The 12,270-nt window shown below is 74.0% G+C and carries 8 protein-coding genes; 4 read left to right on the top strand and 4 right to left on the bottom strand.

Annotated elements, in window-relative coordinates:
• The first annotated feature begins 60 nt into the window (after positions 1-60).
• The 4 genes from JOE43_RS13815 (at position 61) to JOE43_RS13800 (ending at position 3,881) form a co-directional block, all read left to right on the top strand.
• The gene (locus JOE43_RS13815; protein WP_209518494.1) at positions 61-984 is read left to right on the top strand and encodes a DUF4397 domain-containing protein; all 924 of its coding nucleotides are present in this window, start codon (positions 61-63) and stop codon (positions 982-984) included.
• A gap of 73 nt (positions 985-1,057) precedes the next feature.
• Entirely contained in the window at positions 1,058-2,227 is a 1,170-nt protein-coding gene (locus JOE43_RS13810; RefSeq protein ID WP_209518492.1) for a glycosyl hydrolase family 8, read from the top strand.
• Positions 2,224-2,946, top strand: coding sequence for a class F sortase (locus tag JOE43_RS13805; protein ID WP_082514520.1), 723 nt, complete (start codon positions 2,224-2,226; stop codon positions 2,944-2,946). Before JOE43_RS13810 ends, JOE43_RS13805 begins: the two co-directional genes overlap by 4 nt.
• Positions 2,947-3,071: 125 nt before the next feature.
• On the top strand, positions 3,072-3,881 hold the full coding sequence (locus JOE43_RS13800) for a polyprenol monophosphomannose synthase (protein ID WP_209518490.1): 810 nt from the start codon (positions 3,072-3,074) through the stop codon (positions 3,879-3,881).
• An 84-nt stretch (positions 3,882-3,965) separates the two neighbouring features.
• Here the strand turns inward: JOE43_RS13800 and treZ are convergent, their stop codons facing one another.
• The 4 genes from treZ to JOE43_RS13780 all read right to left on the bottom strand — a co-directional run bounded on the left by treZ (position 3,966) and on the right by JOE43_RS13780 (position 12,111).
• Positions 3,966-5,723, bottom strand: a complete 1,758-nt coding sequence (gene treZ, locus JOE43_RS13795; protein WP_209518488.1) for a malto-oligosyltrehalose trehalohydrolase — start codon at positions 5,721-5,723, stop codon at positions 3,966-3,968.
• Between the two features lie 138 nt (positions 5,724-5,861).
• Positions 5,862-8,204: a malto-oligosyltrehalose synthase gene (treY, locus tag JOE43_RS13790; RefSeq protein WP_209518486.1), complete on the bottom strand. Its 2,343-nt coding sequence runs from the start codon at positions 8,202-8,204 to the stop codon at positions 5,862-5,864.
• Entirely contained in the window at positions 8,201-10,399 is a 2,199-nt protein-coding gene (glgX, locus tag JOE43_RS13785; protein ID WP_209518484.1) for a glycogen debranching protein GlgX, read from the bottom strand. Before glgX ends, treY begins: the two co-directional genes overlap by 4 nt.
• Positions 10,400-10,590: 191 nt before the next feature.
• Complete coding sequence (locus JOE43_RS13780; RefSeq protein ID WP_209518483.1) at positions 10,591-12,111, bottom strand: S8 family serine peptidase; 1,521 nt, start codon at positions 12,109-12,111, stop codon at positions 10,591-10,593.
• Between the last annotated feature and the right edge of the window lie 159 nt (positions 12,112-12,270).

The following is a 12,270-nucleotide window of genomic DNA, read 5'->3' as shown; positions in this document are numbered from 1 at the left end:
CGACCTTCCAGACCGGCTCCGCCCGCCAGGGCGGGGCACCCCGACCGGAAAGGAACCACCGTGATCCGCACGATCCGCTCCCTCCGCACCACCGCCTCCCGCACCGCCCCGGGCACGCCCGGCACCCCCGTCGGCACCGCGGCGACCCCGTCGCGGCGCCGCCTCGCGGCACCGCTCGCCCTCGCCGCCGCGGCGGCCGTCGCCCTCGCCGGGTCGCTCGTCGCCGCCTCGCCCGCCCAGGCCGCCGACGGCGACGGCTGGGTGCGCGTCGGCCACCTGTCGCCCGACACGAAGGCCGTCGACGTCACCCTCACCTCGCTCTCGGGCGGGCAGGTCGTGATGGACCTCGACGACGTGACCTACGGCCAGGTCAGCGCCTACCAGGCGCTGCCGGCGGGCACCTACGTGGTCTCGATGACGGCCGCCGACTCACCGGCCCGCACGAAGCCGGTCATCACGACGAACGTGACGGTCGACAGCGGCCAGCCGATCACGACCGTGGCGTACGGCCCGAACGACGACCTGCGCACCCAGGTGTTCAAGGACGACCTGACCGCGCCCTCCGACGGCCAGGCGAAGGTGCGCCTCGTGCAGGCCGCCACGGTCAGCGACGAGGTCTCGGTCGCGACGACGACGGGCACGACCATCGCCGCCGATGCGCCCTTCGGCAGCGCCAGCCAGTACGCGCAGGTCGCGGCCGGCCCGTGGCAGCTCTCGCTCACCGGTGACGACGTGACCGGCTCCGGCTCGGTCGACCTCGCCGCGGGCAGCGTCAGCACGCTCTTCGTGCTCGACGACTCCGACGGCGGCCTCGCGGTCGTCCCGGTCGTCGACAGCGCCGCGACGGCGCAGGCTCCGGTCGGCGGCGTCCAGACGGGCGGCGGCTGGCTCGCCGAGCACCGCTCGGCGGACGCGACGGCCGGCGCCGACGGCGACCAGCCCCGCGGCCTCTGGGCGACCGTCCTCGGCTGGTTCGGGGCGTGACCTGGGGAGGCGCGCCGCGCCTCCCGGCACCGCTCCCGCACCGCACCGCTCCACCAGCAGAGAGCAGAGCAGCATGACCCGCAGAACGAAGGCCCTCCTGGCCGTCGTCGTCGTGGTGGCCGTCGCCCTCACGGCCGGCGTCGCCTGGCTCGTCGTCGGCGGCCCCTCGGGCCCGTCGTCCGACGAGCCCGCCGCCGACGCGACCGGCACGCCCGGCGCCGGCACCCCGACCCCGCAGGCCCGCACGGCGACCGAGATCGGCGAGGGGTTCCTCGACGACTGGGTCGACGACGACGGCCGCGTCGTGCGCCGCGACCAGGGCGACGACACCGTCAGCGAGGGGCAGGCCTACGGCATGCTCGTCGCCGTCGGCGTCGGCGACGAGCAGCGCTTCGACGCGATCTGGCGCTGGACCCGCGAGAACCTCGTGCGCGAGGACGGCCTGCTGGCCTGGCGCTGGGCCGACGGCGCCGTCGTCGACGACATGCCGGCCAGCGACGCCGACGTCGACGCCGCGCGGGCCCTCGTGCTCGCCGGCGAGGCCTTCGGCGACCCGTCGCTCACCGAGCAGGGCGTCGACCTCGGCGGCGCCGTGCTCGACGAGATGACCGCCGTCACCGACGTGGGGCGCATCCTGCTGCCCGGCCCGTGGGCGGCCGGCGACGGCCCGTGGTCGTACAACCCCTCGTACGCGTCGCCCGCGAGCTTCGCCCAGCTGGCCGAGGCCAGCGGCGACCCGCGGTGGTCGGAGCTCGAGGCCGGCTCGCGCGCCGTGACGACATCCGTGCTCGACGCGACGGCCCTGCCGAGCGACTGGGCCCAGGTGCGCCGCGACGGCAGCGTCGTGCCCCTGCCGGGCGCCGACGGCACGTCGGGCACCGTGCAGTACAGCTACGACGCGGCCCGCCTCGCGCTCCGCTACGCCGAGTCGTGCACCCCCGCCGACGTCGCCCTCGCCGCCCGGCTCGCGCCGGTGCTGCAGCGCTACGACGACCTGCCGATGCAGCTCGACCTCGGCGGGCAGTCGATCGGTGCCGACCAGAGCCCGCTCGCCTACGCGGCCCGCGCCGCGGCCGAGGCGAGCGCGGGTCAGCACGACGAGGCCTCCGCCGACCTGCGACGCGCCGACGCCCTCGCCCAGTCGACCCCGACCTACTACGGCACCGCGTGGGCCGCCCTCGCGGCGCTCCAGGTCGAGGCGTCCGCGCTCGGCGCGTGCTCGCCGCTGGAGGTGGCCCGATGAGCCTCGTGCAGCGCATCTCCGCCCACCGGCGGGCCGCCGTCGCCGTCGGCGTCGCGGTCGTCCTCCTCGTCGCAGCCGGTGTGACCGTCGGCGCCGTCGCGGCGCAGCCCGGCCGGGGCAGCTCGACCGGCACGGGCGCCGAGGCCGGCGCCGGCGCCTCGCAGGCCGCCCCGGGCGGGGCCGCCACCGACCCGGCGCTCGACCCCGGCAGCGGGGCCGCGGGCTCGTTCCAGGACCCGGCCGCACCGTACGTCACCGCGCCTCCCGCAGGCTCGACCCCCGTGCGCGTCCAGATCCCCTCGATCGGCGTGGACTCCGGTCTTGAGTCGCTCGGCCTCGGCGCGCAGGGCGAACTCGAGCCGCCCCGCGAGTGGATGTCGGCGGGCTGGTACCGCGACGGCGTCGTGCCGGGCGGCGTCGGTCCGGCGGTCATCGCCGGGCACGTCGACTCCGGCAGCGGCCCCGCCGTGTTCGTCGACCTGGCCGACCTCGCCGTGGGCGCGGAGGTGCAGGTGACGCTCTCGACCGGCAGCGTCGAGACCTTCCGCGTGACGGGCAGCGAGCGGACCCCCAAGGCGACCTTCCCGACCAGCGATGTCTACGGGGCGACCCCGACGGCGAGCCTCCGCCTCATCACCTGCGACGGCACGTTCGACCGCTCGACCGGCCACTACGTCGACAACCTCATCGTGTTCGCCGACCTCGTGTCGGCCACCTGACCGGCGCGGACCACCCGCACCGCCCCCGACCAGACCAGACCCGACACGACCCGACCCGACCCGACCCGACCCGACCCGACCCGACCCGACCCGCTCCCTCCCACCCGACCTGGAAGGACCACCCCGTGAACGACGCACTCGTCATCATCCCGACCTACGACGAACGAGAGAACCTCGACTGGATCGTCGGCCGCACCCTCGACAGCGGCGCCTCCGTCGACGTGCTGGTCGTCGACGACGGGTCGCCCGACGGCACCGGCGACCTCGCCGACGCGTGGGCCGCCCGCGACCCCCGGGTGCACGTGCTGCACCGCACCGGCAAGGCCGGCCTCGGCGCCGCGTACCTGGCGGGCTTCGCCTGGGGGCTCGAGCGCGGCTACGCGGCCCTCGTCGAGATGGACGCCGACGGGTCGCACCACCCGGAGGACCTCCCGGCCCTGATCGCCCTGCTCGCCGACGACGACCTCGTGCTCGGCTCGCGCTGGGTGCCCGGCGGCCGTGTCGAGAACTGGCCGCTGCGCCGACGGCTGCTGAGCCGCGGCGGCAGCTGGTACACCCGCGGCGCCCTCGGCATCCGGGTCGCCGACACGACCGGGGGCTTCCGGGCCTTCCGGGCCGAGGCCCTGCGCCGCATCGACCTCGACCAGGTCGAGTCGCGCGGCTACTGCTTCCAGGTCGACCTGCTCTGGCGGTCGCTGCAGGCCGGTCTCCGCGTCGTCGAGATGCCGATCACGTTCACCGAGCGCGTGCACGGCGCGTCCAAGATGAGCGGGTCGATCGTGCGGGAGTCGCTGGTCAAGGTGACGAGGTGGGGCCTGACCCGGCGCAGCCGCGCGGTCGTCGAGCTCGTGCTGCGGCACCGTCGCCTGCCGAGCGTCCGGGCCACCTCGCACCGCGTGCGGCCCGGCGAGCTGGCGGGCCTGCGGGCGCGGTAGCCGTCGCCGGAGGACGAGAGGAGGGGCCGGTCGCGACACGACCCGCCCCTCCTCTCGTCTCCTCCGGCCCGCGGGCCGGCTGCCTCAGCGGACGATCGCCACCGAGTGCGGCGGCAGCAGCAGCGACTCACCGGCGGTGACGGCGTCGTCGCTCGTGAACAGGACCTCGGTGCAGGGCACGGCGAGCCGCGCCTCCTGCTCCGCGAAGTTCACGGCGACCCGCAGCGAGCCGCGCGTCAGCACGAGCCAGCGGGCGTCGGCGTCGTGCTCGACCGAGACGCGGGGGAGGCGCGGGTCGGTCAGGTCGGGCTCGGCGCGTCGCAGGGCGGCCAGGCGGCGGTACGCGCTCAGCACGAGGGCGTGCCGCCCCTGCTCGACCTCCGACCAGTCGAGCTTCGAGCGCCGGTAGGTCTCCGGGTCCTGCGGGTCGGGCACGGTCGACTCGTCCCAGCCGAGCTTGGCGAACTCGGCGATGCGGCCCTTCGCGGTGGCCTCGCCGAGGTCGGCCTCGGGGTGCGAGGTGAAGAACTGCCACGGGGTCGACGCGGCCCACTCCTCGCCCTGGAAGAGCATCGGCGTGAACGGCGACGCGAGGGTGAGGGCGGCGGCGATGACGAGCTGGCCGTCGTCGAGCGAGGCCGCGAGGCGGTCGCCGATCGCGCGGTTGCCGATCTGGTCGTGGTTCTGGTTCGCCACGACGAGGCGCCAGCCGGGCATGTGCTCGACGTCGATCGGGAAGCCGTGGTCGGTCTCGCGGAACGACGACCAGGTGCCGTCGTGGAAGAAGCCCTTCGTGAGCACCTTGGCGAGCGAGTCGAGCGAGGCGAAGTCGGCGTACCAGCCGGTGGTCTCGCCGGTCAGCGCGACGTGCAGCGCGTGGTGGAAGTCGTCGCTCCACTGGCCGTCGAGGCCGTAGCCCTGGCGGTGGTCGGGGCCGGAGCCGCCGCCGTCGCGGGGGGTGATGAGGCGCGGGTCGTTCATGTCGCTCTCGGCGATCAGCGTCAGCGGGCGCCGCTGGTGGGCGCTCAGCGCCGCGGTGCGCTCGGCCATCTCCTGCAGCAGGTGCACGGGCGAGTCGTCGCGCAGGGCGTGCACGGCGTCGAGACGCAGCGCGTCGACGTGGTAGTCGGTGAACCACATCGCCGTGTTGTCGAGGATGAACTCGCGCACCTCGTGCGCCCCGTCGTCGTCGAGGTTGACGTTGTCGCCCCAGGTGTTGGCGTGCTTGCTCGAGAGGTAGGGGCCGAAGACCGGCAGGTAGTTGCCCGAGGGGCCGAGGTGGTTGTAGACGACGTCCTGCACCACGCCGAGGCCCGCGGCGTGCGCGGCGTCGACGAAGCGCTGGTAGGCCTCCGGCCCGCCGTAGTTGTCGGTGACGGTGAACCAGTCCACGCCGTCGTAGCCCCAGTTCCAGCGCCCGTTGACGCCGTTCACGGGCAGCAGCTCGACGAGGTCGACGCCGAGCTCGACGAGGTGCGGCAGCTTCTCGATCGCCGAGTCGAGCGTGCCCTCGGGGGTGAAGGTGCCGAGGTGCAGCTCGTAGATGACCGCGCCGCCGAGCTGGCGGCCCGTCCAGGCCTCGTCGGTCCAGGCGAAGGCCGCCGGGTCGAAGGTCTCGCTGAGGCCGTGCACGCCGTCGGGCTGGCGCCGCGAGCGCGGGTCGGGCAGGGGCGTGTCGCCGTCGTCGAGCAGGAAGCCGTAGCGGTGGCCCGGCCCGCGGTCGAGGTCGGCGGGCGCGCGCCACCAGCCGGTGGCGGGCTCCGCCGTGAGCGGCAGGACCTCGCCGTCGAGGTGCAGTCGCACGGTGGTGGCGGTCGGGGCCCAGACGTCGTAGACGCTCATCGGTCTCCTCGGAGGTGTCGGGTGGTCAGGGGTGCGGGGCGGTGCGGGGCGGTGCGGGGCGGTGCAGGGCGGTGCAGGCTGCGGGCACGACGACGACCGCCGACCCGCAGGGGTCGACGGTAGTCGTGCGGCGCCCGGCTAGACCTGGCTGTCCGCCGGGACGAGCAGCGCGACGGGGTACGTCGCGAGCAGCTCGGCGAGGCGCACGTGGCCGCCCTCGTGGCGACGGCCCGTGAGCACGTCGACCCAGGCGGCGCCGCGGGTCAGCACGACGGTGTCGTCCCAGCCGCCGGCCTGCTCGAGCGACACGGGCAGGCGCGTGGCGACGACGAGCGCGCCGCCGCGGTCGGCGGCGACCACGTGGTCGCGGCGCTCACCGAAGACGGGCAGCGGGGCGTAGCGGGTGAACAGCTCGGGCCGGTCACGGCGCAGCGTCAGGGCGCGGTGCGTGACGAGCAGCTTGGCCGCCCCCGTCTCGTCGACGGGCGGCACGGTGCCCGCGACCACGTCGGCGAGGAGGCGGCGACGCGCCTCGAAGTCCACCTCGCGTCGGTTGTCGGGGTCGACGAGCGAGAAGTCCCACAGCTCGCCGCCCTGGTAGACGTCGGGGCTGCCCGGCCCGGTGAGCTGCAGCAGCGCGACGCCGAGCGAGTTGCTCCAGCCCGCGGGGCGCAGCACGTCGACGATGCGCTCGACCTCGTGGCGCACCTGGTCGTCGTCGAACGCGGCGTCGACCGCCGCGTGCATGCGCTCCTCGAAGGCCTCGGCCTCGGGGGTGCGGTCGGTCCAGGTGGTGGAGCTGCTGGCCTCGCGGGAGGCCTTCTCGGCGTAGTCGTGCAGGCGCTCGCGCGACGCCGGCCAGGCGCCGACGATCGTCTGCCAGAGGATGTTCTCGAACGGGCCGTCGCCGACCGGCGCGAGGCTCCGCAGCCGCTCGAGGGTGGCGGCCCACTCCTCGGCGACCTCGGCGAGCACCGAGACGCGCGCGCGCACGTCGGCGCTGCGCTTCGTGTCGTGGGTCGAGAGGGTCGTCATGCCGAACGGCCGCTCGGCGAGGCGCAGCTGCTGCCGGTCGTGGAACTCGGCGGGGGTGAGCGAGAACTCGGCGGGGTCGGCCCCGACCTCGGTCAGCGTCGCGAGACGGCTGTAGCGGTAGAACGCGGTGTCCTCGACGCCCTTGGCCATGACCATGCCGCTCGTCTGCTGGAACCGGACGGCGGCCGGGTGCTCGGCGTCGTGCAGCACGGCGACGACCTCGGCGATCGTGGCGGCGAGGTCGGGGCGGTGCGCGGTCGCGACCTCGGCGGCCTCGTCGAGGTGCTCGGCGCCCTGCGGCAGGTAGCTCCGGTAGACGGGGAAGGCGGCGGCGAGCTCGGCCAGGGCGTCGACCACGCGGTCGTCGGCGCGGCCGTCGTCGGACAGCAGCCGGGCGAGGCGTCGGATCTCGCTGCCGAGGATGCCGTCGGCGATGCCGCGCTTGGTGCCGAGGATCATCTCGTGCCAGTCGTCGGGGCCGTCGCCGTCGCGGAGGCGGCTGTCGAGCGCGCCGAGGGCCTCGGCTCCCGAGCGGTCGACGAAGACGCGGTCGAGGTCGGCGAGGGCGTCGTAGCCGGTGGTGCCGTCGGTGGCCCAGTCCTCGGCCAGGCGCTCGTCGCCCTCGAGGATCTTCTCGACGAGCACGTGGGCGCCGCCGGTCAGCTCGGCGAGGCGGTCGAGGTACCCGCCCGGGTCGGCGAGGCCGTCCGGGTGGTCGACGCGGAGGCCGTCGACGAGCCCCTCGCGGAACCAGCGGCCGATCTCGGCGTGCGACTCGTCGAACACGCGGGGGATCTCGACCCGGATGCCCGCGAGCGTGTTCACCGCGAAGAAGCGGCGGTAGTTGAGGTCGGTGTCGGCGCGCTTCCAGTGCACGAGCTCGTACGCCTGACGGGCGTGCACGGCGGCCGCGTCGTCGCCCGCGGCGGCCGTGCCGGGAGCGATCGGGTACACGTTCTCGTAGTAGTGCAGCTCGTCGCCGACGACCTCGAGGCCCTCGATCGTCCCGTCGGCCGCGGCCGGCTCGCCGAGCACGGGCAGCAGCAGCTTGCCGCCGCCGGCCGCCCAGTCGACGTCGAACGCCTCGGCCCACCGGCTCTCTCGGCCGTGGGTCAGGACGTCCCACCACCAGACGCTGGCCTTCGGCGTCGCGACGCCGACGTGGTTCGGCACGATGTCGACGAGCACGCCGAGGTCGGCGTCGTGTGCCGCCGTCGACAGGGCGTCGAGCCCGGCGGCGCCGCCCCGGGCCGGGTCGACCCGGCTGTGGTCGACGACGTCGTAGCCGTGGTCGCTGCCGGGCTCGGCCTCGAGCACGGGCGACAGGTAGACCCAGTCGGCCCCGAGGTCGCGCAGGTAGGGCACGACCGCGGCGGCGGCGTCGAGGTCGAAGGCCTCGCGGATCTGCAGGCGGTAGGTGGAGCGGGGGTGGTCGCGTCGGGTCACGAAGGGTCCTCAGCCGTGGCGCGCAGGACGACCAGGGACCGGCTGGCCACGGGCAGCTGGTCGCCGGCCCTCAGGGCCGGGACGACCTGAGGGGAGGAGGGGGGCTGGGGAGTGGTCGCGGCACGGGCTGCCTGCAGCGACCGGGGAGGCGCGGTGGCGGGGGCGACCGGAGGCGCGACGGTGCTGTCGACCACGACCTCCCAGCCCTCGGCGTACTCGTCGGGAGGCAGCACGAACGTGACGGTCTCCTCGCTGGCGTTGAAGTACAGGACGAAGTTGACGTCGGTGATGCGGCCGCCGCGGTGGTCACGGCCTCGGATGCCGTCGCCGTTGAGGAACATGCCCACCGACTTGGCGTACGACTCGTTCCACTCGCCCTCCTGCATGGCGTCGCCCTCGGGCGTCAGCCAGACGATGTCGGGCAGGGGCTCGCCCTCGCCGCGCGTGACCGGGCGGCCGTTGAAGTACCGCTGCCGACGGAACGTGGGGTGGTCGTGGCGGAGCTTGATGACCTCGGCGACGAACTCGATCAGCTCGCGGTCGGCGCTCGCCCAGTCGATCCAGCTGATCTCGCTGTCCTGGGCGTAGGTGTTGTTGTTGCCCCGCTGCGTGCGGCCCAGCTCGTCGCCGTGCAGCAGCATGGGCACGCCCTGGCTGAGCAGCAGCGTCGCCAGGAAGCTCCGCTGGCGCTGCTCGCGGAGGGCCAGCACGGCCTGGTCGTCGGTCTCGCCCTCGACGCCCGAGTTCCAGGAGCGGTTGTGGCTCTCGCCGTCCGCGCCTCCCTCGCCGTTGGCGTCGTTGTGCTTCTCGTCGTAGCTGACGAGGTCGCGCATGGTGAAGCCGTCGTGCGCGGTGACGAAGTTGATGCTCGCGACCGGGCGTCGCCCGTCGCGCTCGTAGAGGTCGGCCGACCCGGTGATGCGGCTGGCGAACTCGCCGAGGGTGGAGGGCTCGCCCCGCCAGAAGTCGCGGACGGTGTCGCGGTACTTGCCGTTCCACTCCGTCCACTGCGGCGGGAAGTTGCCGACCTGGTACCCGCCGGGGCCGACGTCCCAGGGCTCGGCGATGAGCTTGACCTGCGACACGATCGGGTCCTGCTGCACGAGCTCGAAGAAGGTCGACAGGCGGTCGACCTCGTAGAACTCGCGGGCGAGGGAGGCGGCGAGGTCGAAGCGGAACCCGTCGACGTGCATCTCGGTCACCCAGTACCGCAGGCTGTCCATGATCAGCTGCAGCGAGTGCGGGTGACGGACGTTCAGGCTGTTGCCGGTGCCCGTGTAGTCCATGTAGTAGGTCTTGTCGTCGTCCATCAGGCGGTAGTAGGCCGCGTTGTCGATGCCCTTGAACGAGAGGGTCGGCCCGAGGTGGTTGCCCTCGGCCGTGTGGTTGTAGACGACGTCGATGATGACCTCGATGCCGGCCTCGTGGAGCACCCGCACCATCGTCTTGAACTCCTGCACCTGCTGGCCGGTGTCGCCCGTCGCCGAGTAGGCGGCGTGCGGCGCGAAGAAGCCGATGGTGTTGTAGCCCCAGTAGTTGCTGAGGCCCTTCTCGAGGAGGGTGTTGTCCTGCACGAACTGGTGCACGGGCATCAGCTCGAGCGTCGTCACGCCTAGCTTCTGCAGGTGCTCGATGATCGCCGGGTGCGCGACGCCGGCGTAGGTGCCGCGCTGCTCGTCGGGGATCTCGGGGTGCGTCTGGGTCAGGCCCTTCACGTGGGCCTCGTAGACGACGGTCTCGTCGTAGCTGTACTTCGGCGGGCGGTCGCCCTGCCAGTCGAAGAACGGGTTGATGACGACGCCGAGCATCATGTGCGGCGCGCTGTCGCGGTCGTTGCGCGAGTCGGGGTCGCCGAAGTCGTAGGCGAAGAGCGCCTCGTCCCAGTCGATGTCGCCGCTCGTGGCCTTGGCGTAGGGGTCGAGCAGCAGCTTGGCGGGGTTCGCCCGGCAGCCTGCCGCCGGGTCGTACTCGCCGTGCACGCGGTAGCCGTACTTCTGGCCGGGCTGCACCGTCGGCAGGTAGGCGTGCCAGACGTACGCGTCGACCTCCGTGAGGGGCACGCGGGTCTCGACTCCCTGCGCGTCGAAGAGGCAGAGCTCGACCTTCGTGGCGGCCTCGCTGAAGATCGCGAAGTTCGTGCCGCTGCCGTCGTAGGTGGCGCCGAGGGGGTAGGGGTTGCCTGGCCAGGTGTGCAATCGATCCTCCGTCTAGAACTCGGCTCAGCCTAGGGGCCGCGGCCGTCCGAGGGCCGCCGGGGCGCCTCCGAGGCCGCGCCGGGGCGGCCCGGGCCGGTGGCCCGGGCGGCGGGGCGGCCCGGGCACGGGAGAGGGCGCCCCGTCGTCGACGGAGCGCCCTCTGGCGGTGCGGGTGTCGGCTCAGCGACGGGTCACGGCGCCGTCACGGCGTCGAGCGCGTCGACGAGGCCCTCGCCGAACCAGCCGTTGTCGGCCGGGGTGCCGACGCAGGTCGCGGCGGTGGCGGGGCAGGCGACGTCGTCGGCCTGCGCGTAGAGCAGGTCGGTCAGCTGCGTGCCCTCGGCGCGCGGGTGCGTCGCCTTGAGCAGCGCGAGCACGCCGGCCACGTGCGGGCTGGCCATCGAGGTGCCCGACTTGGTGCCGTAGCCGCTGCCGGTCACGGTCGACAGGATGCTCGACCCGGGGGCCGCGACGTCGATGACGCCGTCGCCGTAGTTCGAGAACGACGACTTGGTGCCGGTCGATGTGGTCGAGGAGACCGTCACGACGCCGTCGAGCTCGGCGGGGATGTCGGTGCAGGTCGCGTCGAGCTGCCGGGTCACCGGCACGGTGTCGTTCGGGCTGCCGGTGTCGACGGTCTTGTTCGCGAGGTCGACGGCGCTGTTGCCGGCGGCCGCCACGTTGACGACGCCCTTGCGCTGCGTGAACTGGACGGCCCGGTCGACGGCCGTCTTGACGGCGGCCTGGTCGACGTCGGAGCCGCACCAGAACTCCCACGGGTCGATGAAGTAGCTGTTGTTCGTGACGTCGGCACCGGTGGCCTCGGCGTACATGAAGCCGCAGATGGCGGCCTCGGCGTAGATGAACCCGTCGTCGTTGACGACCTTGACGGCGCTCAGCTTCGACGCGGGGGCGACCCCGACGATGCCGACGCCGTTGCGCCCGGCCGCGATGGTGCCCGCGACGTGGGTGCCGTGGTCGCTCGTCGTGGGCTGCCAGGCGGCGTACGAGGTGTCGGGCGTGCCGCTGAGGCAGCCGGCCGAGCGGCCCTGGTCGATGTTCGCGGCGAGGTCGGGGTGGTCGCCCTGGATGCCCGAGTCGAGCACGGCGACGAGCACCTTCTTCGAGCCGTCGGTGACCTGGTGCGCCTGGTCCGCCTTGATGGCGGTCATGTCCCACTGGCGGGCCTCGAGCGGGTCGGCCGTGACGGCGGTCGCCGCCTCCAGGCCCTCCTGCTCGACGACGGACTGCTGCGAGGCGGAGCCGCCCGTGCGCTGCAGGGCGGCCGTGTCGGGCGCGCCCTTCCAGGTCGGGTCGGAGGCGGCGACGGGCGCCGTGCGGGTGGCCCCGACCGAGGCGACCGACTTGTCGGCCCGGACGGAGGCCGCGAAGTTGACGTTGTCGGACTGCGCGATGACCACGCCGATCTCGGGCCACGACGCCACGACGGTGCCGGAGGCGGCGGTGACGGCCCGCTCGGCCTTCCGGGTCTGGCCGTTGTTGGCCTTGGTGACGTTGACGGCGTAGTTCATGACCTGACCGGTGACGACGGGCAGGGCCGGGGCCGGCTGGGCGGCGACGACCGAGCCGTCGCCGGGGGCGGCGACCGCGGCGCCGGCGCCGGCGAGGCCGAGGCCCGTCGCCAGTGAGACGGCCAGACAGGTGGAGAGCACGCGGCGGCGCGTGCGGGCGGTGATCGGGCTGAAGGACATCGTTCTCCTCGTCGGGTGGGGCCGGGCGACGTCGGTGCGGACGACGGGCGTCGCTGACGGCTCAGGCTGAACATAGGGAGAACGGCGGGTGACCGGATAGTGGGCACTTGGGGGGACCGCCGCTGACCCCCGGTCGGGGGCCAGGCCCGGCGGCGCCGC

It is taken from the genome of Frigoribacterium sp. PvP121 (genome assembly GCF_017833115.1).
GTDB lineage: Bacteria > Actinomycetota > Actinomycetes > Actinomycetales > Microbacteriaceae > Frigoribacterium > Frigoribacterium endophyticum.
Note: the sequence above shows the minus strand (reverse complement) of the source record. Positions and strands in the feature narration are given on the sequence as shown.